Origin of the sequence: Komagataeibacter rhaeticus, assembly GCF_011611525.1 — a bacterium.
Taxonomy (GTDB): Bacteria; Pseudomonadota; Alphaproteobacteria; order Acetobacterales; family Acetobacteraceae; genus Komagataeibacter; species Komagataeibacter rhaeticus.
The window spans coordinates 2,264,414-2,285,514 of sequence record NZ_CP050139.1 but is presented as its reverse complement, the minus strand read 5'-3'; the positions used below and the strand labels follow the sequence as shown (position 1 = coordinate 2,285,514).

At 64.5% G+C, this 21,101-nt stretch carries 18 protein-coding genes and 1 tRNA gene; 14 read left to right on the top strand and 5 right to left on the bottom strand.

The window, feature by feature from the left end; genetic code table 11:
• Window positions 1–41 precede the first annotated feature (41 nt).
• Both GWK63_RS10375 and GWK63_RS10370 read right to left on the bottom strand, forming a co-directional pair.
• Window positions 42–917 (bottom strand): MBL fold metallo-hydrolase, encoded by an 876-nt coding sequence (locus GWK63_RS10375; protein WP_034932956.1) that lies wholly within the window; start codon window positions 915–917, stop codon window positions 42–44.
• Window positions 898–3,699, bottom strand: coding sequence for a phosphoenolpyruvate carboxylase (locus tag GWK63_RS10370; protein WP_007399802.1), 2,802 nt, complete (start codon window positions 3,697–3,699; stop codon window positions 898–900). The genes GWK63_RS10375 and GWK63_RS10370 overlap by 20 nt, the downstream gene beginning before the upstream one ends.
• Before the next feature lie 151 nt (window positions 3,700–3,850).
• Here GWK63_RS10370 and GWK63_RS10365 point away from each other — a divergent pair, with 151 nt between their 5' ends.
• The 9 genes from GWK63_RS10365 (at window position 3,851) to GWK63_RS10325 (ending at window position 11,860) form a co-directional block, all read left to right on the top strand.
• On the top strand, window positions 3,851–5,146 hold the full coding sequence (locus GWK63_RS10365; protein ID WP_034933385.1) for a DUF445 domain-containing protein: 1,296 nt from the start codon (window positions 3,851–3,853) through the stop codon (window positions 5,144–5,146).
• A 122-nt stretch (window positions 5,147–5,268) separates the two neighbouring features.
• Window positions 5,269–5,730 carry an SUF system Fe-S cluster assembly regulator gene (locus GWK63_RS10360; protein WP_007399805.1) on the top strand — a complete coding sequence of 154 codons (462 nt, stop codon included), beginning with the start codon at window positions 5,269–5,271 and terminating at the stop codon, window positions 5,728–5,730.
• Between the two features lie 20 nt (window positions 5,731–5,750).
• On the top strand, window positions 5,751–7,241 hold the full coding sequence (gene sufB / locus GWK63_RS10355; RefSeq protein ID WP_007399806.1) for a Fe-S cluster assembly protein SufB: 1,491 nt from the start codon (window positions 5,751–5,753) through the stop codon (window positions 7,239–7,241).
• Between the two features lie 15 nt (window positions 7,242–7,256).
• Window positions 7,257–8,030 (top strand): Fe-S cluster assembly ATPase SufC, encoded by a 774-nt coding sequence (sufC, locus tag GWK63_RS10350; RefSeq protein ID WP_007399807.1) that lies wholly within the window; start codon window positions 7,257–7,259, stop codon window positions 8,028–8,030.
• A complete protein-coding gene (gene sufD, locus GWK63_RS10345) occupies window positions 8,027–9,301 on the top strand; it encodes a Fe-S cluster assembly protein SufD (RefSeq protein WP_007399808.1) in 1,275 nt (424 codons plus the stop codon). The genes sufC and sufD overlap by 4 nt, the downstream gene beginning before the upstream one ends.
• Window positions 9,301–10,551, top strand: a complete 1,251-nt coding sequence (locus tag GWK63_RS10340; RefSeq protein ID WP_050800780.1) for an aminotransferase class V-fold PLP-dependent enzyme — start codon at window positions 9,301–9,303, stop codon at window positions 10,549–10,551. The genes sufD and GWK63_RS10340 overlap by 1 nt, the downstream gene beginning before the upstream one ends.
• 7 nt (window positions 10,552–10,558) lie before the next feature.
• Window positions 10,559–10,987, top strand: coding sequence for a Fe-S cluster assembly sulfur transfer protein SufU (gene sufU, locus GWK63_RS10335; protein ID WP_039999710.1), 429 nt, complete (start codon window positions 10,559–10,561; stop codon window positions 10,985–10,987).
• Window positions 10,988–10,994: 7 nt separating this feature from the next.
• Window positions 10,995–11,456 carry an SUF system Fe-S cluster assembly protein gene (locus tag GWK63_RS10330; protein WP_007399811.1) on the top strand — a complete coding sequence of 154 codons (462 nt, stop codon included), beginning with the start codon at window positions 10,995–10,997 and terminating at the stop codon, window positions 11,454–11,456.
• A gap of 20 nt (window positions 11,457–11,476) precedes the next feature.
• Window positions 11,477–11,860, top strand: coding sequence for a HesB/IscA family protein (locus GWK63_RS10325; RefSeq protein ID WP_007399812.1), 384 nt, complete (start codon window positions 11,477–11,479; stop codon window positions 11,858–11,860).
• Between the two features lie 118 nt (window positions 11,861–11,978).
• Here GWK63_RS10325 and GWK63_RS10320 read toward each other — a convergent pair whose 3' ends face one another.
• The 3 genes from GWK63_RS10320 to GWK63_RS10310 form a co-directional block, all read right to left on the bottom strand.
• Window positions 11,979–13,247: a class I SAM-dependent RNA methyltransferase gene (locus GWK63_RS10320; RefSeq protein WP_039999712.1), complete on the bottom strand. Its 1,269-nt coding sequence runs from the start codon at window positions 13,245–13,247 to the stop codon at window positions 11,979–11,981.
• A 26-nt stretch (window positions 13,248–13,273) separates the two neighbouring features.
• Window positions 13,274–14,851, bottom strand: coding sequence for a DEAD/DEAH box helicase (locus GWK63_RS10315; protein WP_039999714.1), 1,578 nt, complete (start codon window positions 14,849–14,851; stop codon window positions 13,274–13,276).
• 210 nt (window positions 14,852–15,061) lie between these two features.
• Complete coding sequence (locus GWK63_RS10310) at window positions 15,062–15,514, bottom strand: CopD family protein (RefSeq protein ID WP_007399816.1); 453 nt, start codon at window positions 15,512–15,514, stop codon at window positions 15,062–15,064.
• Window positions 15,515–15,649: 135 nt separating this feature from the next.
• Between GWK63_RS10310 and GWK63_RS10305 the strand changes: the two genes are divergently transcribed.
• The 5 genes from GWK63_RS10305 to clpX all read left to right on the top strand — a co-directional run bounded on the left by GWK63_RS10305 (window position 15,650) and on the right by clpX (window position 21,001).
• Window positions 15,650–17,110 (top strand): NAD(P)H-hydrate dehydratase, encoded by a 1,461-nt coding sequence (locus GWK63_RS10305; protein ID WP_007399818.1) that lies wholly within the window; start codon window positions 15,650–15,652, stop codon window positions 17,108–17,110.
• Window positions 17,111–17,191: 81 nt separating this feature from the next.
• Window positions 17,192–17,276: transfer RNA gene (locus GWK63_RS10300), tRNA-Leu, on the top strand.
• 95 nt (window positions 17,277–17,371) lie between these two features.
• Window positions 17,372–18,709 (top strand): trigger factor, encoded by a 1,338-nt coding sequence (gene tig, locus GWK63_RS10295; RefSeq protein WP_007399819.1) that lies wholly within the window; start codon window positions 17,372–17,374, stop codon window positions 18,707–18,709.
• A 265-nt stretch (window positions 18,710–18,974) separates the two neighbouring features.
• Window positions 18,975–19,610, top strand: a complete 636-nt coding sequence (clpP, locus tag GWK63_RS10290; protein ID WP_034932932.1) for an ATP-dependent Clp endopeptidase proteolytic subunit ClpP — start codon at window positions 18,975–18,977, stop codon at window positions 19,608–19,610.
• A 131-nt stretch (window positions 19,611–19,741) separates the two neighbouring features.
• On the top strand, window positions 19,742–21,001 hold the full coding sequence (clpX, locus tag GWK63_RS10285; protein WP_007399821.1) for an ATP-dependent Clp protease ATP-binding subunit ClpX: 1,260 nt from the start codon (window positions 19,742–19,744) through the stop codon (window positions 20,999–21,001).
• Window positions 21,002–21,101 lie beyond the last annotated feature (100 nt).

Below are 21,101 nucleotides of genomic sequence, written 5' to 3'. Positions count from 1 at the left end.
TTTTCTGAAAAGTGGCGGCACCCAAAACCTTTTTTGGCGGTTCAGGGAATGGTTTTCATCCACAGGTCTCCCTGCCGTGTGACCTTTGCGTCCTCCACCAGTTTTTCCAGATGGGCCTGCAGGTTGAGCAGGGCCGCCCGGCGCAGGCCGGGGCGCAGGTTGTGGTACATGCCGTCCACGATTTCATCGAGCGTGCGCGGACTGGCGGGCATCAGGGCAAGGATGCTTTCCTCACGCGCCTGACGGTGGGCCACAAGACCGTCGATGCATTCTTCCACCCGCGTTATGGCTGGCCCGTGGGCGGGCAGCAGCAGGCGGGCATGGCGCTCGCGCAGCAGGGCCATGCTGTGCAGGAACTGCCGGACCGAGCCGTACGGGGCCGGCGGGATCATGGTGGTGGACCAGCCCATCACATGGTCGCCGGTCAGGATGATGCCATCGGGCGTTTCAAGGCAGATATGGTCACTGGCATGGCCGGGCGTGTACAGCACGCGCAGGCCGGCAATCCTGTCGCCATCACGCAGGCCGATATCCGGCGTGAATTCCGGCTCGGCGCTGGCATGAAAACCACAGACCGGAACACCCAGCCGCGCCCCCAGCGGGCGGGCGCCATCAAGATGGTCATGATGGGTGTGGGTCAGGATGATGTGTGTAACGGGCTGGCTGCCGGCGGCGGCTGCCAGCGCATCCAGATGGGCGGGGTCATTGCTGCCGGGATCGATCACCACGCAGCCACCGGGGTGTTCGACCAGCCAGCTGTTGGTGCCATTGCCGGTCATGGGGCCAGGATTGTTCGCCACCACCCGCCTTATGGTGTCGGACTGGGGCAGGGGCACGTCATGGGGCGGCGGCGGTTCGCTGACCTTCCACCCGTTGCGGGCCGCCTTTGCCGCTGGTTCAGCCAAAGGCACCGACATGGTGCATGACCCCCGTGCTGATCTCGCGCACCATCTGGAACAGGCGCTGCATGGGTTCGAATATCTCGGTATATTCGCGGCGATAGGTGCCTTCCTGTCTTGGTCCGTGCGGTTCGTGGAAATCAAGGTCGAAGCCGCTATCCGCGCGGTAGGGGAAGATCTGTTCCAGCTCGCCCAGCACGCCTGGCACTTCCAGGCACAGCACCTTCAGTGTCAGCACATCGCGTGAGAAGGCATGGCGGGGGGAGAAATAGGGCACCTTGGTGGAATGCAGCCAGATCTGTTCGATCAGCGCGATGCGGATGGCATGCAGCAGCAGTTCATCGGACTGCATGCGTGGCGCGTCGGGCCAGGCACGGCGCAGGGCCAGGTGGTCGGACTGGATGCGGCGGAACATGGCCTGCGTGCTGGCCCAGAAATCCAGGTTTTCCAGCCCGTGCATAAGGGTCAGGCACGCTTCCTGCCGTGCAGGGTCGCTTTGCGTGGTGGCGCGTTCCAGCCACAGGTCGGGGTCCAGCAGGCGGATCACGCCGCGCAGCACCCCATGGTCGGAATGGGCCAGGGCATGCGCCGCAAAATCCATGGCACGGCGGAAACGCGGGCTTTCGGCCAGGTATTTCTCGAATGTTTCGGGGTGGCGGGCCGCCGCCGTGCCCAGCCCCTGCAACGTGTTGGCGCACCATGCCAGCTGCTGCAGGATGGCATTGTTGGGAATGGCGCGCAGCTGGCTGGGGTGCTTTATGCGCGTAACGGTGGAGGAGGCATCGCTCTGCCGGGCGGAAGGACGCGAGCCGGTCTTGTCGATCAGCGAGGGACCGAACGCACCCAGTAGCGCAGCATAGCCCGGGTCTTCCACCAGGCCGGTCATGCCATTGGCGATGGTGGAGAAGAAATCGGCCGAGAAATCCGGTTCGTCATATACCGGGTCACGGTCCAGCGGTGTGGCGGCGAAGGCATGTTCGGCAATGATGCTGACCGTGGCGTCCGCAAGGGGCTGGGTACCGAACAGGAGATAGCCGTCCCCGCCCTGGAACGCGGTTTCCTCACGCATCTGGATCCCGGCGCGGGCGTAGCGGGCGCGGGCATGGGGCGGGGAGAGGTAGTCAAAGCGGTCCGCCAGCCGCCACGGATGGGCGCCACGGCCAATGCTCTCGCCATGCGTGTCGAACAGGATCACCTCGACAAAGGCAAGATCCCACTTGCGCAGCAGGTCGCATACCTTGATGCGCAGCCGTTCGATCAGGTAGGTCGCGGCCAGCTGCCCGACGTAGCGCCCGGAGTCGGAAAAGCCGAACTGCAGGCTGAGCTTGCGCGTGCGCTGCAGGTAGGCGCGCCAGTGGGGGGAGCGCAGGGCTTCCTCGATGATCTGCTCGCCATTTTCCAGTGCCTCCTGTGTCTCGAACAGGGGTGAGATCTCGATCATCTCCTCCACCCCGTACAGCCGCGCCAGCCACAGCGCGGTCAGCAGGGTGTAGCCGGTCTCGGTCTCGGCAATCAGGAAGCGGATGGGGCTGGTGCGGTCGATATGGCGCAGGATCTGGCGCACGGTCATCATAAGCCGCCCGGCGCTGGCCTGTTCCATCAGCAGCGAGCCGAAGTCGATCTCGACCGGGGTGACGTTTTCCAGTGCCTCGTTCATCCGGCTGATCAGCGCGCGGCGCTGGGCGGGGATGTCCGGGCTGTCGGTAATGCCCAGCCGCTGGCGGGCGATGTTGTGCAGCTGCGTGGCATTCAGGCGGGTATGCGTGTGGGCGGCCGACAGCCCGTGCGCCATGAAACCCGCGCGCGCCACGGCGAGGGTCATTTTATCCTCGGGGGAGGCGGCGTCGATCGCCTCGCTGAAGGTGGCGGCCAGGTCGTTGCTGCTGGTCAGGGCTTCCGTGCTGCGGTTGATCAGCACATCGGCAAAGCGGGAGATGGCTTCCGGTTCCGGCCCGGTGGGGCAGGCGGTGATCTGGGCGCCAACCGCGTCCAGCGCGGCGCTGACGCGCGTCAGCAGGTCGTTGGCGACAGGGGTATCCTTAATCTGGTCGTGCATGCGGCCAAGCTGGAGCTGCTTCATGCGCAGGCGCAGGCGCAGCGTGTCCCACCAGCCGATATCGGTGCGGCCATCGGTATCGTACCCGACCCAGCTGGTCATGATGATGGGGCGCGGCACCAGCGTGGACCAGAGCTGGGGCCAGTGGGTCCGGGCCTCGGACAAAAGAATGGCGTTCAGCCGGTCCAGCGCCGTGCGCCCGCGCATGATGGCCTGGGTGGCCAGGGTGAACTCCTCATCCAGCGTGGGCGGCCCCACGCGGCGATGGGTGAGGAAGGAGGGAACATGGGCGGGCGGCGCGGCGGGATTGGTGGAGGCGAGTTCGGCCAGCGCCTCGTACACCGGGTTGGCCAGCGCGAAGGTGGGATGGGCGGTGAACACGGCGGCGAAGCGGCTGCGTTCGATGGCGGCGCGGAAGCGCGCGATGGGCACGGGGCTGTCATCGGGGTCGGGCTGGACGATGCGCCGGGCCACGGCGTGCATGCGCGCGGTCACCGCCTGCTCGTCAGGGCCGTCAAGATAGGTGGCGATGTGGTGCGCGCGGCCGGCAAAGGCCCGGTCGCGCAGCAGGCGCACGATTTCCTCCACCTGGTCCATGGGCAGGGTGCCCGCCGCCATCTGCCGCCCGATATGGCGGGCCAGCGCCATGACGGGACTGCCGGACGCGGTCTCGTCATGGCTGGCCACCAGCCGGCTGGCCTGTTGCAGAAGGGCGGACACATTCCGGGCAGCGGCTTCGGTCATCGTGTTGTCCTGTCATGGAAGGTCGTCATGTTTTTTCAAATCCCATGTTCGGGGGCCGCCCGCAATGTGTTCCCACATATTTCACACCTATTTGGCATGACGCACCGAGTGTTGCTTGGGCTGGCGCGGAGACAATGGTATCAGGGACTTCATGAACGGTATTCCACAGACGGACCAGGACGCGCGGCGCGTACTGCTGCGCTACAAGCGGTCCGCAACGGGGCTGCTCGCGGCCATGGCGGGCCTTACGGTTGCAGGCTACGCCCTGCCCCAGATGGGGTGGCTGGCGGACCGGCCGTGGCTTGAGATCCTGCGTTCGGGCACCAAGGCGGGGGTTGTGGGGGGACTGGCCGACTGGTTTGCCGTGACCGCGCTGTTCCGCAGGCCGATGGGCCTGCCGATTCCGCACACCGCCATCCTGCCCGCGCAGAAAGAGCGCCTGGCGCAGGCCCTGGGGCGCTTTGTCTCCAACAACGTATTTACCGAAAAGGAGGTCGAGGCCGCCTTCAGCCGCATCGACCTGCCTTCGCTTATCGGGAACATCCTGCAGGAACCGGAAACGGCGGATATGGTCAACCGCGCCGTGCTGGGCTCCGTGCCGCATGTGCTGGACCGGCTGGAGGACGGGCGGGCCAGTTCCGCCATTGCCGGCATGCTGCCCACCCTGCTGGGCGGGGAGGAGATCGCCCCCATCGTGACCCGCAGCCTGCGCGCGATGGTGGAGGGCGACTGCCATCAGGAAGTGCTGTCCTTCCTGCTTTCCCGCCTGAAGGAAGGCATCAAGGCCAAGGAGCCGGCCCTGCGCGCCATGATCGAGGACCGGGTGCGCGAACAGGGCGGGCGCGTGCTGGGCTGGGCCATTGGCGGTTCGATCGCCACCAAGGTGCTGCTGGCCGCGGGGCAGGAACTGGACCGCATCGACCCGCAGAATTCAGAACTGCGTGAGGGCTTCACCACCTGGGTCCGTTCCGAGATCGACCGGATCGAGCAGGACCCCGTGCGCCGGGGCGAGATTACCGATGCCGTGAAGGGCGTGCTGACCCATGACAGCGTGCGCGGCTGGAGCAGCGATGTCTGGCATCGCCTGCGCCGCCTGATCGAGGAGGATACCCGCAGGGGCGAGGCCAGCTGGGTTGCCACCCTGGTGCGCGACGCGCTGCAGCGCCTGTCGGAGCAGATGTATCACGACCCCACCATGCGCAGGCGGGTGGAAGATGGCGCGCGCGGCATGGTGATGGGCAGCCTGCCCTTCCTGCGCGACCGGATGTCGCGGTTTATTTACTCGGTGGTCAACGGATGGGACGCGGCCAGCCTGAGCGACCGGCTGGAGCTGCGCGTGGGCAAGGATCTGCAGTATATCCGGCTGAATGGCACGCTGGTGGGCTTTCTGGCCGGATGTGGGCTTTCCATGTTATTGCAGCTGATATTCGGAACCGGGATCGGGTAGGACTATTTTGTGTGGCACGATTGGACTTGACGGCGCGCTGCTGGTAGCCCATCTGAAACTTCAGGAAACAGTACTGTTTCGGTCCAATTAGAAATGCCGGGCCGGATGTACGGGAGAGCGTAATGCTGAAACTGTCGAAACTGACCGATTATGCCGTCGTGGCGCTGGTCCGGCTGGGGCAGAAGGAAGAGGTCACGACCTCGCCTGTCCTGTCGCGTTCGACGGGAATTCCCGAGCCGACCGTGGCAAAGGTGCTCAAGATACTGGCCACCCAGGGAATCGTGACCTCCCAGCGCGGCGCGCGCGGCGGCTACCGGCTGGCCCACCCGCTGGAGGAAATATCGATCGCCGCCGTGATCGAGGCGATTGACGGCCCGATTTCGCTCACCACCTGCGTGGACGGGGGCGACTGTGATGCCCGTTCCACCTGCGGGCTGGGTGGGGAGTGGGATCTGGTCAACACCGCCATCCGCAATGCCCTGTCGGTCATCATGCTGTCCGACATGAAGAATCATACCGTCGGTGACCGGCTGGGGGGGCTGCGTGTCCCGTCCGCGCCCGGTGGCCCCGTGGCCACGGCCTGAATTCAGGGGAGGAGAGACACATGCCGGCAGTAGCCGAGACCCGCAAGACGGTCGAAACCCTGGGCCAGAACACCTATAAATGGGGGTTCGAGACCGATATCGAGATGGATATCGCCCCCAAGGGCCTGAATGAAGAGACGATTCGCCTGATTTCGGCGCGCAAGAACGAGCCGGAATGGATGCTGGAATGGCGGCTCAAGGCCTATCGTTCATGGCTGGAAATGCGCGAGCCGACATGGGCGAAGGTCAGTTACCCGCCCATCGACTATCAGGATGTGCATTACTACGCGGCACCGCGTAAGAAGCCCGGCCCCAAATCGCTGGATGAAGTCGACCCCGAACTGCTGCGCACCTACGAAAAGCTGGGTATCCCGCTGCACGAACAGGCCATGCTGGCCGGTGTGGAAGTGCCCGAGGGCCAGGAAGCCCGGCCGCCGGTCGCGGTGGATGCGGTGTTCGACAGTGTTTCCGTCGCCACCACCTTCCGCAAGACATTGCAGGAAGCCGGCGTGATCTTCTGCCCCATTTCCGAAGCGGTGCAGGAACATCCCGAACTGGTGTGCAAATACCTGGGCAGCGTGGTGCCGGTTACCGACAATTTCTACGCCGCGCTGAATGCCGCCGTGTTTACCGACGGTTCCTTCGTGTTTGTGCCCAAAGGCGTGCGCTGCCCGATGGAACTGTCCACCTATTTCCGCATCAATGCGCGCAATACCGGGCAGTTCGAACGCACGCTGATCGTGGTGGAGGACGGGGCGTCCGTTTCCTACCTTGAAGGCTGCACGGCACCGATGCGCGACGAGAACCAGCTGCATGCCGCCGTGGTGGAACTGGTGGCGATGGAAGATGCGTCGATCAAGTATTCCACCGTGCAGAACTGGTACCCCGGTGACGAGAACGGCCGCGGCGGCATCTATAATTTCGTGACCAAGCGCGGGGCGTGCCGGGGCGCACGATCCAAGATTTCATGGACGCAGGTGGAAACCGGCTCCGCCATTACGTGGAAATACCCGTCCTGCATCCTGCAGGGCGAGGGGTCGGTGGGGGAGTTCTACTCCGTTGCCGTGACCAACAACCACCAGCAGGCCGATACCGGTACCAAGATGATCCATATCGGGCGCAACACGCGCTCGACCATCATCGCCAAGACCATCAGCGCGGGCCAGTCCGACAGCACGTATCGTGGCCTGGTGCGGATGATGCCCAGGGCATCGGGCGCGCGCAACTTCACCCAGTGTGACAGCCTGCTGATCGGGGATCGCTGCGGGGCGCATACCGTGCCCTATATCGAAAGCCGCAACATGTCCGCGCGTGTGGAGCATGAGGCGACGACCTCCAAGATATCGGAAGACCAGCTGTTCTACTGCCGCCAGCGCGGCCTGTCCGAAGAAGACGCGGTGGGGCTGATCGTGAATGGATTCTGCAAGGACGTTCTCAAGGAACTGCCGATGGAATTCGCGGTGGAAGCCCAGAAGCTTCTGCAGATCAGCCTAGAAGGCAGCGTGGGCTAACAGGGATTGAAAAACGTGAGCAAGCAATTCGTAAGCATCAACGGCCTGTGCGCCCGCATCTCGGACGAGGGGACGCCCAAGGAAATCCTGCGTGGCGTTGACCTGGAAATTCCGGCAGGCGAGGTCCATGCCATCATGGGGCCGAACGGCTCGGGCAAGTCCACCCTGTCCTACGTGCTGGCCGGGCGGGAGGATTATGAGGTGACCGGCGGGTCCGCCACCTTCAGGGGGCAGGACCTGCTGGCGCTGGAACCCGAAGAGCGCGCGGCCCTTGGCCTGTTCCTTGCGTTCCAGACCCCGGTTGAACTGCCGGGCGTGAACAACGCCAATTTCCTGCGCACCGCCGTCAATGCCGTGCGCCGCGCGCGCGGGATGGATGAACTGGACGCCGTGGCCTTCCTGAAAGCCGTGCGCAAGGAGACCAAGCACCTGTCCATGTCGGACGAGATGCTCAAGCGCAATGTGAATGTCGGCTTCTCGGGTGGGGAGAAGAAGCGCAACGAAGTGCTGCAGATGCGCATGCTCCAGCCGTCCTTCGCCATTCTGGACGAGACGGATAGCGGGCTGGACATCGATGCCCTGCGCATCGTGGCCGAAGGGGTCAATTCCCTGCGCTCACCTGATTTCTCGGCCCTGGTCATCACCCATCACCAGCGCCTGCTGGACTATATCGTGCCCGACCGCATCCATGTCATGGCGAAGGGCCGCATCATCCACAGCGGTGGCCCGGAACTGGCCAGGCAGCTTGAAGCGCAGGGCTATGCCCAGTTCCTGTCGGAGGCGGCGTGAACGCCATTGCACCGGTCGGGGTCAATGCGTCCGCCTTTCTCGACCGGGGTGATGTAAAGGGCAGTGCGGCACGGCGCCGCGCCGCTGATTTCCTGCGGCAGGCGGGCCTGCCTCGGGCGGGTGTGGAGGCATGGAAATATACCAGCCTGCGCGCGCTGGCCGGTGTGGCGTTTGCCGCGGCAACACAGGATGTCGACCCGTCCGTGGTCGATGCCCTGCTGGCGGAAATCGAGACCGTATCCGGCCTGGGTGCGGCGGCGCCGCGCGTGGTGTTCGTCAACGGCCATTTCGATGCCGCGCGTTCGCGCCTGCCCACGGGGGTAAGGGTTTCCACCTTTGCCGCCGAAGGCCGCATTGGCGATGATATCGACCCCGCGGGCGATGTCACGACCGCGCTCAACACCGTACTGGCCCATGACGGGCTGGTGCTGGTCGTGCCCGAAGGGGTGGATGCGGGCTGCCTGCTGCTGGCCAGCATCGGGGTGGCCGCAGGCGGGGTCCCCATATCCTTCCACCCCCGCCACAGCATTGTGGTGGAGAAGGGCGGCAGGCTTGCCCTGCTTGACGCGGCGGCGGGGCAGGGCTTCTACCTTCATAATCCGCTGTACGACATTACGGTGGCCGGGGGCGGCCACCTGTCGCATGCGCGCGTTCAGGTGGAAGGGCAGGAAGCCGTCCATCTTGCGGTCAGCCACGCCCGCATCGCGGCGGCGGGGCTGTATGACAGCTTTACCCTTACGCTGGGGGCCAGCCTGTCGCGGCATGAAGTGCATGCGGTGCTGACGGCCACCCGGGCCTGCGTGCATGTGAATGGCGCGCAGTTGCTGACCGGCCGGCAGCATGGCGACCTGACCAGTGTCATCACCCATGCCGCCCCGGACTGCATCTCCCGCCAGACGGTGAAGAATGTCCTGTCCGGGCAGGCGCACGGGGTGTTCCAGGGCAAGATCCACGTTGACCGGATTGCCCAGAAGACCGACGGCTACCAGATGAACCAGGCGCTGCTGCTGTCCGATCAGGCCGAGATCGACGCCAAGCCGGAGCTGGAAATCTACGCCGATGACGTGAAATGCAGCCATGGCGCCACGGTAGGCGCCCTGGATGAGGACCAGCTGTTCTACCTGCGCAGCCGGGGCATTTCGGGCGACGTGGCCCGTTCCATCCTGATCCGCGCCTTCCTGCATGACGTGGTGGACCTGATTGATGACCAGCGGCTCAAGGACAGCCTCAACCTGACGGTCGAGTCCTGGTGGAAGCGGGAGGTCGTGTGATGGACCAGATACTGACCCGCCCCGGCAGGGCGGCGGACAGCCTGCGCCATGTGCGTGATGACTTTCCCATCCTGTCGGAAAAGGTGCATGGCAAGGATCTCGTCTTTCTTGACAGTGCCGCCTCCGCCCAGAAGCCCCGGCAGGTGATCGACTGCATGGCCGAGACCATGCGCACCCAGTACGCCAACATCCACCGTGGCCTGTACTGGATGAGCGAACGCACGACCGAAGCCTATGAAGGCGTGCGGGACCAGGTGGCAAAATTCCTCGGGGCCAATGCGCGTGAGGAAATCGTTTTCACCCGCAACAGTACCGAGGCCATCAATCTGGTCGCCCATTCCTACGGCTCCATGCTCCGGCCGGGACAGGCAGTGGTGGTTTCGGAAATGGAGCACCATGCCAACCTGGTGCCGTGGCAGATGCTGCGTGACCGTGCCGGAATCGAACTGCGCGTAACACCCGTTACCGATGACGGCGCGCTGGACATGGACGCTCTGGCCCGCACCCTGTCCGATGGCAGGGTGGGACTGGTGGCCATCACCCATATGTCCAACGTGCTGGGCACGATCACCGATGCCCGCGCCATTGCCGACATGGCGCATGCGGCGGGGGCGAAGGTCCTGTTTGATGGCAGCCAGCTTGCCGTGCACCGTCGGGTGGACGTGAGCGCGCTGGATGCCGATTTCTATGTCGTGACCGGTCACAAGCTGTATGGACCGACCGGGATTGGCGTGCTGTGGGCGCGGCGCGAACTGCTGGAGGCCATGCCGCCGTTCCTGGGCGGGGGGGACATGATTTCCACCGTGTCGTTCGAGCGGTCCACCTGGGCGCATGTGCCGCATAAATTCGAGGCGGGCACCCCCGCCATCATCGAGACCATCGGGCTGGGTGCCGCCCTTGCCTATATCGAATCCATCGGCTTCGATGCGATCGGCGCGCATGAGGACGCCCTGACCGCCTATGCGCTGGAAATGCTGGGCCAGGTGCAGGGACTGAAGGTGATCGGTACCGCGCCGCAGCGCGGCGGGGTGATTTCATTCACCATGGCCGATGTCCACCCGCATGATATCGCAACCCTGCTGGACCGTAACGGCATTGCGGTGCGCGCGGGCCATCACTGTGCGGAACCGCTCATGCGCCGGATGGGGGTGAGTGCTACCGCGCGTGCCAGCTTTGGTATCTATACCACGCCCGAGGAAATCGCCACGCTGGCCGCCACGCTGGAACAGATACGCGGCTTTTTTGTCTGATGATGTGATGGCACAGGATGATCTGTACCGCTCCGTGGTACTGGAGCGGGCAAAAAGCCCCCGCCATGCGGGCGACCTGCCTGATGCGCCGCTGCATGGTCAGGGCAGCAACCCGCTTTGTGGTGACCGGGTAAAACTGCACGCCATGGTTGATACGCAGGGGCGGATTGCTACATTAAGACATGAAACGAGAGGATGTGCGATCTGCGCCGCATCAGCCGACCTGATGGCCGAACGGGTGACGGGGCAGGGGCGTGCACAGGTCAGCCGGTTGCAGGCGGAACTTGTCGCAGCGGTTGAAACGGGCATTGCCCCGGAGGGGCTGGGTGAACTGGCGGTTTTCGCGCCCCTCCACCAGCATCGCTCGCGCATCCGCTGCGCCATGCTGCCCTGGTCGGCGCTGACCGAGATGCTCAATGATGAAAAAGACAGGTGAAGGTCTCATGGACGAGAAAAATCAGGTAGCGCCTGCCAGTGGCATGGCGGAGGGAGCCGGGCATTTCTCCCTTGAGGCCGAAGGGGACGTGGCTGGCAAAACGCCGCCCGTATCCGCCTGGACCCCCGATGGTGAAAAACCGGCCGAAGGCGCAGGCTCATCCACTGCCCCGGATGAGGACACGATCATCGCCGCCATCGCCACCGTGTATGACCCGGAAATTCCGGTCAACATCTATGAACTTGGCCTGATTTACGCCATCGACCTGCATGATGATGGTACCGTCAAGGTCGAGATGACCCTTACGGCCCCCAATTGCCCCAGCGCGCAGGAACTGCCCGCGCAGGTCAAGGAAGCCGTGGAAAAGCTTGATACGGTCACGTCCGCCACGGTCGAGATCGTGTGGGAGCCGCCATGGGATATGTCGCGCATGAGCGAGGATGCGCGCCTTTCCCTGAATATGTTCTGAACCCAGCAGGGGCATGTGCCATGACGACCGAACCGAACACGCCAGTTGCCACCAGATCCGCGCCGCGTCGTGCGCTGCCCCCGCTTCTGACCATGACGGACCGGGCGGCCCAGCGGCTGGAAAAGCTGTACCAGACCAATCATGCGGGCCACCTGCTGCGCATTGCCATTTCCACCAAGGGCTGTTCCGGCCATGCCTATGACATGAGCTTTGTGGAGCAGCCCGGCCCGGGGGATGAAGTGGTGGTGGACAAGGGTGTGACCCTGCTGGTGGACCGCAAGGCCACGCTGTTCCTGATCGGCTCGGTCATGGATTATGAAGTCAGGCAGCTTGAATCCGGCTTTACCTTCAGCAATCCCAACGAAAAGGGGCGCTGCGGCTGCGGGGAAAGCTTCCACGTTTAATGGAAAAATGGATGGAAGTTTTTGGTGAAGCTTTTTTCAAAAAGCTTTAGAGAATACCGCCTTTTTAAAAAAAGCGGCACCCGGAAACTTCTATCAATAAGTTATGGTGGTTCGGCCCTTAACGCCGGGGCCGGGCAGCGGGAAGCGTGAGCACACATACGGCTTCAACCTCGGCTGACCACAGGAACTGGTCAATCACCGTCAGGCTGTCCAGCCGGTAGCCCGCCTGCCGCAGGGGTGTCAGGTCACGCTGGAGTGCGGCCGGGTTGCAGCTTACATAAATCACACAGCGCGGCCTGCCCGTCACAATCTGGGCCACCTGCGCACCCGCCCCCGCATGGGGCGGGTCCAGCACCACGGCGGCACTCTTGGCCAGTTCGGTGGCCATGACCGGCTGGCGGTTCAGGTCGCGCAGGGCGGGCAGCACGCGGGTACCGCCGCTGGCCTGTTTCAGGCAGGCAAAGGCCGGGCGGTCGCCTTCATAGGCATGGACCTTTGCCTGCGTCGCCAGCGCGAAGGACAGCGTGCCACAGCCCGCATACAGTTCGATAATCCCGGCCTTCAGCCCCTTGCGCGGTAGGCCGGCCAGAACGGCCTGTCTGATGGCCTCTTCTCCCTCCCGCGCGGGCTGGAGGAAGGCTCCGGGTGGCGGGACCACGCGCGTTCCATCAAAATGATGGAAGACCGGTCCCGTCAGGGCCAGCGTCTCGGGCGGTCGGGCACGCAGGGAAATGCGGGCGATCCCGTGCGCCCGGCTGAATTCAGCCAGGATGCGCCGGTCATTGGTATCGGGCGTGCCATCCATTGCAATCAGCAGGTCAGGGCCGCTGTCAAGCAGGTTGATCTGTACGTCACCCCCCGCATGCACGGCGGGCAGGGAATGCAGCATGGTGCGCAGCGGCGGCAGCAGGGCCAGCAGTGTCGGGTCCAGCAGGGTGCAGGCTGTCATGTCCACCACATCGCCCCGGCGGCGATGCAGGCCCAGCACGATTTCACGCCCCGCGCGGCGGAAGGCCAGATCGACCCGCCGCCTGCCATGGGGGCTGACCTGCCGGGTCTGTGGCGCAGGAACGGAGTCAAACCCCGCATGGCGCAGTGCTTCGACCACCCGCCCGGCTTTCCAGTCCATGATGGCGGGCAGCGCCATGTGCTGCAGGCGGCAACCCCCACAACTGCCAAACAGGGGGCAGGGCGGTGCTACACGCGTGGGGCCGGGGGAGACGACACGCCCCAGCGTGCCGTGGGTTGCTGTCTGGCTGGCCAGCAGGATTTCATCTCCTGGCACGGTGCCGGGCACGAACATCATGCCCGCCGGGGTCCGGGCCAGACCATCCCCATCATTGCCAAGCGCCACCACGGGGATGGCGCCAGCTGCTACGTTTTCCATAACCGTGATCGCTTGCGGGATACGGCTTATTCGTCTGCCGCGATAACGGGCTTTTCCCGCCGGGGCAGGCGCATGAAGGCAGGCATGTCCTCCCCGAATCCGGTAATCGGCTGGTCGGGTGCCGCGGGCAGCAGCCCGGCCTCACGTTCACGCCGCGGGGGCGTGCTGGTGGCGGGAGCGGCTGTGGCTGCTGCCTGCCTGCGGCCCCTGCGGGGCGGCTCGTCCGCCACAGCGGCTGGTGTGGTGGGAGCGGGAGTCACCGGTGCGGCTGCTGCCGTGTCCGCGTTGCTCTTGCGCGATTTGCGGCGGCCATTCGTGCTGCGCGGCTCGTCAGACCATTGCAGATTGTCCACGCCCTTGACCTCGATTCTCGGGATGGGTTTGCCCGTCAGTTTCTCGATCGCCTGGGCCAGTGCTTCCTCATCGGGGGTGGCAAGGCTGTAGGCGTGGCCGGTGCGGCCCGCACGGCCGGTGCGGCCGATTCGGTGAACGTAGTCCTCGGCATGGAACGGCAGGTCGAAATTGAACACATGCGACAGGCCGCCGATATCAATCCCGCGTGCCGCGATATCGGAACAGACCAGGATTTTCAGCTCCCCGCTCTTGAACGCCTCAAGGGTGGAGAACCGCACGGACTGCGCCAGGTCACCATGCAGCGCACCAGCGGAAAACCCGTGCTTGATCAGGGATTTGCACAGAACGTCCACATCGCGCTTGCGGTTGCAGAACACGATGGCGTTCTGCATGTCCGCCTCGCGCAGGAGCTTGCGCAGCGCGCGGCGCTTGTCCTTGGCATCGACAATGGCAAGCCCGGTCTCGATGGTGGAGGCGACGGAGGAGGGACGGCTGACCGTGATCTCCTTGGGGTTGCGCAGGAATGCATCGGCCAGGCGGCGGATTTCGGGTGCCATGGTGGCGGAGAAGAACAGCGTCTGGCGCAGCGGTGAGAGCATGCTCACGATCTTCTCGATGTCGGGGATGAAGCCCATGTCAAGCATGCGGTCGGCTTCGTCGATCACCAGCAGCTTCGTCTGGGTCAGCAGCAGGCCCCCGCGTTCGAACAGGTCGATCAGGCGGCCGGGCGTGGCGATCAGCACGTCCACGCCACGGTTGAGCACTTCCTTCTGCTCGGCCATGCTCTCGCCACCGATCAGCAGCGCATGGGTCAGCTTGAGGTGCTTGCCGTAATTGACGAAATTCTCCGCCACCTGCAACGCCAGTTCGCGCGTGGGTTCCAGTATGAGCGAACGCGGCATGCGCGCCCGCGCGCGTGAACCCTGCAGGATTTCAAGCATCGGCAGGGTGAAGGACGCGGTCTTGCCCGTGCCGGTCTGGGCAACCCCCAGCACGTCGCGGCCCATCAGCACATAGGGAATGGCCTGTGCCTGGATGGGGGTGGGATGACGGTATCCCATCTCATCAATCGCGCGCTGGATGGGTTCGGACAGGCCAAGTTCGGAAAACAGGGGCTGGGCCTGTTCGGGTTCCGCGTCTGCGGCAGGCGCGTCAGGCGTTACGGCCCCGTCCGTGCTGGTGGCAGGGGATGCGGTCACCGCCTTTTTCGCGGGACGGGCCGGGGCGGAGGAAGTTTTTTTGGCGCTCAAATTACTCTCGAACGTATCAGCAGATGAATATGGCCCCGTCCGATTGCCACCGTGTCGCGCTGTATCAGGCTGCCGTCCCTGATGTACCTGCAGCAATGCAGGGAAGGGGAGTGTGACACGCGGGGACAGGCCCCTCAGGCGCCACATTCCCTGTGCCTATCCATCTTTGCAACGGAAATCAAGGGGGCGTGAGGATACGCCCCCGCAATTTCAGAACGGATGCGCCAGGCAGGCGGTGATGATGGTCAGCACGCCCAGTCCGGCATTGAGCATGACCAGCGAGCGGATCGAGTCGAACACGCCCGGCCTGGGACGCAGCGCGCGGCGGGCCGTCTGGTAGGGTCCGAAATAGATGCGCGCGAACACGCCAGCCATGATCAGGCCGAAAAGCTGCATGAGGTTGATCGGCCATGGCACGACCGCGAAGCCGCCATCATGATAGATCAGCAGCCATCCCGTCACCAGGACCATGGGCATGGTATGCCAGACGATGCGGAAAAAGCGGTTCAGCGTCTGCAGGTGGACCGAGGCGCGCTGCGTCGGGTCCAGCAGCCCCAGGCTGGGCCTGAGCACGAAGGCCGCGTAGATCATGCCGCCAACCCATGTCGCCATGGCGGTAATATGAAGGGCGAGCACAAGGCTCCAGACTATGGACAGGGACATGAAGCCTCCTTGCGGGGGTAGGGTTAAGGAAAACGGTCATAGTGCCACAGGCAAGATGCAGGGTGCTTGTTTCCCCATTCCTGCATCATGTGCAAGGGCACTGACATGGCCGGAGTTGCCATAAAGGGGGCGGACATGCCTGACAATCAACCTTCCGGTGCCATCGCGCGCCACCTGCTGCTGCCCGCGCCGGCTGAAATGGCGCGGATTGACGCTGCGGCCAGCGTGCATGTGCCGGTGGCCACATTGATGGAAAGCGCGGGCCGCGCCGTTGCGCGCGCCATACGCCAGCATACCCGTCCGTGCCGGGTGCTGGTGCTGTGCGGGCCGGGCAATAATGGTGGCGATGGCTACGTTGCGGCACGCAGGCTGGCGGAGCACGGCTGGCCGGTCTCGGTCGCCATGCTGGCAGCCCCCCGTCCGGGCGGGGACGCGGCGGCAGCGGCGGCAGCGTGGCGCGGCCCCGTCGTGCCGTTTACGGCGGAGAGTGCCGCGCGTTTCGACCTGGTGGTCGATGCGGTGTTCGGCGCGGGGCTGAGCCGGGACGTGGGGGCGGACATCGCGGCAGTGCTGGGTGCGGCCCCCCGGCTTGTCGCCATCGACATGCCAACCGGCGTTGACGGGGCGACGGGGGCCGTGCGCGGCCACGCGGTGGCGGCCGAACTGACGGTCACGTTCTGCCGCCGCAAGCCCGGCCACCTGCTGCTGCCGGGGCGTACGCTGTGCGGGCGGGTGATCGTGGCGGATATCGGCATACCGGAAGCCGCGGTGGCCACCGTGCCGATTCGGACCTGGCACAACGAACCCGGCCTGTGGCGCCCGCCCGCCTGTGGGGTGGACAGCTATAAATACAGCCGGGGTGTCGTCAGCATCTGCGGAGGGGCGGAAATGCCCGGCGCCGCCCGCCTGTCCGCCGCAGGCGCCCGGGCCGCGGGTGCCGGGCTTGTCCGGCTGGCGGTGGGGGAGAGTGCCGGGATCTACCGCATGACCGCGCCTGCCGGGCTGATCGTGGATTCCGGCCCGCTGGCACAGTTGCTGGAGGATTCGCGCCGCCGCACATGGGTGTGTGGTCCCGGCCTGTCGGTGGCGGAAGTGGCGGCCACCTTTCCGGCACTGGTCCGGGCGGGGCGGGATGTCATTGCCGATGCGGGGGCCTTCAGCATGGCCGCCGGGGCGCCGCAGCGGCTGGAGGGGGCGGCCATCATCACGCCGCATATAGGCGAGTTCTCGCGCGTGTTCGGCCGGCCGGGGCCGGACCGGCTCACCGCCGCCCGCAATGCCGCCGCCCGCACCGGGGCGGTGACCGTGCTGAAGGGGCCGGACACCATCATCGCCAGTCCCGATGGCCGTATCGCCATAAACGACCATGCCACCCCCATGCTGGGCACGGCGGGGTCAGGTGATACGCTGACGGGAATCATCGCCGCGCTGCTGGCCGCCGGCATGCCCCGGTGGGAGGCGGCATGTGCCGGGGTCTGGCTGCATGGTGACGCGGCGCTGCATGCGGGGGCATGGCCGGTAGCCGAGGACTTTGACCGCCATGTGGGGGCCGCACGGGTGCGGGCTGAGGCCCTGGCGCAAAAAGTTTTGGGCTGAAAACACCTTTTCCTGCGTGTCGGGACCTTGCCCCATGGCGAATGGTGCGCTAAAGCCGCGCGCTTACAGCCTGGGCACTGTGCGGGCGTGGTGGAATTGGCAGACACGCCAGATTTAGGTTCTGGTGACGCAAGTCGTGGGGGTTCAAGTCCCTCCGCCCGTACCAAGATCCCGGCAAGTCGCGTTATGCGAACAGACGTGGTGGCCCAAGCGGCCTCTTGCGTTCTTTGATACGTTCTGACCGAGAGGATGGCCTGGCAGATGCAGGTTACTGAAACGCTTTCCGATGGCCTGAAGCGCGGGTTTACCGTTACGGTGCCTGCCGCGGAAATCGAGAGCAAGCGCACCGCGCGCCTGAAAGAAGTTGGACAGTCCATGAAGCTGCCGGGCTTCCGCCCCGGAAAGGTGCCGATGAGCATCCTGCAGCAGCGTTTTGGCGAATCTGTTCAGGGCGAGGTTCTGGAGCAGGTTGTCAGCGAGGCGACCCGCACCCTGCTGGACGAGCGTGGCCTGCGTCCTGCCATGCAGCCCCAGGTGGATCTGGTATCGGGCAGCGAGCCGGGCAGCAAGGCCGACCTGGTCTTTACCGTTGCGTTCGAGCTTCTGCCCGAAATCACCATTCCCGACCTGTCCACGCTGTCGCTCGTGCGCCTCAAGGCCGAGGTGAATGCCGAGACGGTGGACAAGGCGCTGGAGGAAATCGCAGGCCGCCAGCGTGAGTTCGAGAAGGTCGAGGAAGACCGTCCCGCCGCCGATGGCGACGTGGTGACGGTGGACTTCGTCGGCAAGATTGACGGCACGGCCTTTGAAGGCGGCTCCGCCGACGACGTGAATGTCGAACTGGGTGGCGCTGGCTTCATCCCCGGTTTTGCCGAGCAGATCGTGGGCATGAAGGCCGGTGACGAAAAGGTGATCACCGTGACCTTCCCCGCCGATTACGGCGCGGAGCACCTGGCGGGCAAGGAAGCGAACTTCGACATCAAGGTCAAGGAGCTGAAGCGTTCGGTTGAAGCCAAGATCGATGACGAACTGGCCAAGAAGCTCGGCTTCGAGGGGCTGGAGCAGGTGCGTGAACTGATCACCAAGCAGGTCGGTCAGGAATACGAGCAGCTTTCCCGCCTGCGCCTGAAGCGCGAACTGCTGGACAGGCTGGCGGAAAAGACCGACTTCGAGGCCCCTCCGGGCATGGTCGAGGCCGAGTTCAGCCAGATCTGGAACCGGATCGAGGAAGACCGCAAGGCCGGCCGCCTGGATGAGGAAGACAAGGACAAGGACGAGGACACGCTGCGCGCCGACTATCGCAAGATTGCCGAGCGCCGCGTGAAGCTGGGCCTGCTGCTGGCCGAGATTGGCCGGGTGAACAACATCACCGTGACGCAGGACGAAATCGTGCACGCCGTGCGCGCCGAGGCTTCGCGCTATCCGGGCCAGGAACAGGCCGTGTTCGAATATTTCTCCAAGAACCCGCAGGCGGTTGACGGGCTGCGCGGCCCCATCTTCGAAAACAAGGTCATCGACTACATCGTCGAGCTGGCCAAGGTCGAGGACAAGGACGTGACGCCGGAAGAACTGGCCGAAATGCCGGAAGCTGACGTCTGATCCGCTTCTTGCACATAGGTAGCGCATGCGGCGCGCGGAAGGCTCCCCTTCCGTGCGCCGTATGTGTTTGCGGGCAGGCGCACAGGCATGGTTTGTCACCCCGTTCGTGGCAAAATGACGGGGGTGGGGTGGTATCTGGCGTGTTTGTCTCTATTTTGTCATAAGTAACCGGGAAGGGCCCGGCTGCGTTGTGGCTGTCCGTGCGTCTCCCGCCGGGTAGCCCGCGTGGCCTCCGCCCTTGCCTTTCAGGATCGGGAATATGGCTATGAGGGATCGGGATCCCGTGGAGATCTTCAATAACGCTCTGGTACCCATGGTGGTTGAACAGACCTCCCGCGGGGAACGGGCATTCGACATCTATTCCCGCCTTCTGCAGGAACGGATCATTTTTCTGACCGGGCCGGTCTATGATCAGGTCGCGGCCGTGGTGTCGGCGCAGCTGCTCTATCTGGAAAGCGTGAACCCGACGAAGGAAATCTCGTTCTACATCAACAGCCCCGGTGGCGTGGTGTCAGCGGGGCTTGCGATCTATGATACCATGCAGTACATCCGCTCCCCCGTCAGCACGGTGTGCATCGGGCAGGCGGCGTCCATGGGTTCGCTCCTGCTCGCGGGTGGCGAGAAGGGGCGGCGCTTCGCCCTGCCCAATTCCCGCGTGATGGTGCACCAGCCTTCGGGCGGGGCACAGGGACAGGCCAGCGACATCGAGATCCAGGCCCAGGAAATCCTGACCATCCGCAAGCGCCTGAACGAAATCTACAACGAACATACCGGCCGCACGCTTGAGGAAATCGAGCGCAAGCTGGAGCGTGACAGCTACATGTCGGCGGAGGAAGCGCAGGCATTCGGCATTGTGGATGAAGTGGTCCGTCGTAACGTTGCGTCAAAGCCTGCTGAATAATCTGCACAGGGGGGCGCGCGCGCAGGTGCGCTCCCAGCCCCCGGGGGGAGTGGTCATCTGCGGCGTGCCGGGGTCTGCCTGTCCGGTCGCAAGGTATGGAGAAGTTCCCCCGCGCGGGAATAGGAGCGGTTATGAATAACAAATCCGGCGATTCCAAAAATACGCTTTACTGCTCGTTCTGCGGCAAGTCGCAGCATGAGGTCCGCAAACTGATCGCCGGTCCCACCGTGTTCATTTGCGACGAATGCGTCGAATTGTGCATGGACATCATCCGCGAGGAGCACAAGACGCATCTGGTCAAATCGCGTGACGGCGTGCCGACCCCGCGTGAAATCTGCAAGATCCTGGATGATTACGTGATCGGCCAGGCACATGCGAAAAAGGTGCTGTCGGTGGCCGTGCATAACCACTACAAGCGCCTGGCGCACGCGCAGAAGAACAATGATGTCGAGATCGCGAAGTCCAACATCATGCTGCTCGGCCCCACGGGTTCGGGCAAGACGCTGCTGGCCCAGACCCTTGCCCGCATTCTGGACGTGCCCTTCACCATGGCCGATGCCACCACCCTGACCGAAGCCGGCTACGTGGGTGAGGACGTGGAGAACATCATCCTCAAGCTGCTGCAGGCGGCGGACTACAACGTGGAGAAGGCCCAGCGCGGGATCGTCTATATTGACGAGATCGACAAGATTTCCCGCAAGTCGGACAATCCCTCCATCACCCGTGACGTGAGCGGTGAGGGCGTGCAGCAGGCGCTGCTCAAGATCATGGAAGGCACCGTGGCCTCCGTGCCGCCGCAGGGCGGGCGCAAGCACCCGCAGCAGGAATTCCTGCAGGTCGACACCACCAACATGCTGTTCATCTGTGGTGGGGCGTTTGCGGGGCTGGACAAGATCATCAGCGCGCGTGGCAAGGGTTCGGGCATTGGCTTCGGCGCCGATGTGCAGTCGCCCGAGGAGCGCCGCATGGGCGCGGTGCTGCGTGACGTGGAGCCCGAGGACCTGCTGAAATTCGGCCTGATTCCGGAGTTCATCGGCCGCCTGCCGGTTGTCGCGACCCTGGAGGACCTGGATGAGGCGGCCCTGATCGAGATCCTGACCAAGCCCAAGAACGCGCTGGTCAAGCAGTACGCGCGCCTGTTCCAGATGGAGGAAGTGCAGCTTACCTTTACCGAGGACGCGCTGCGCCAGATTGCCCAGCGCGCCATTGCGCGGCGTACCGGCGCGCGTGGCCTGCGCGCCATACTGGAGAGCATCCTGCTGTCGACCATGTTCGACCTGCCCGGCCTGAAGAATGTCGAGGAGGTCGTGGTCAACAAGGAAGTGGCGGAGGGCAAGGCCCAGCCCGTCTATGTGTATGGCAAGAACGAACCGGCCGAGCAGTCCGCCTGAGGACCGGGCCGGGTTCACGCCGAATTATCACCACCGGACTTGCGGTGGTGGGGCGTCGTGACAACATGAAGTGAAGTTGTCGCACATGCGGCGCAACGGA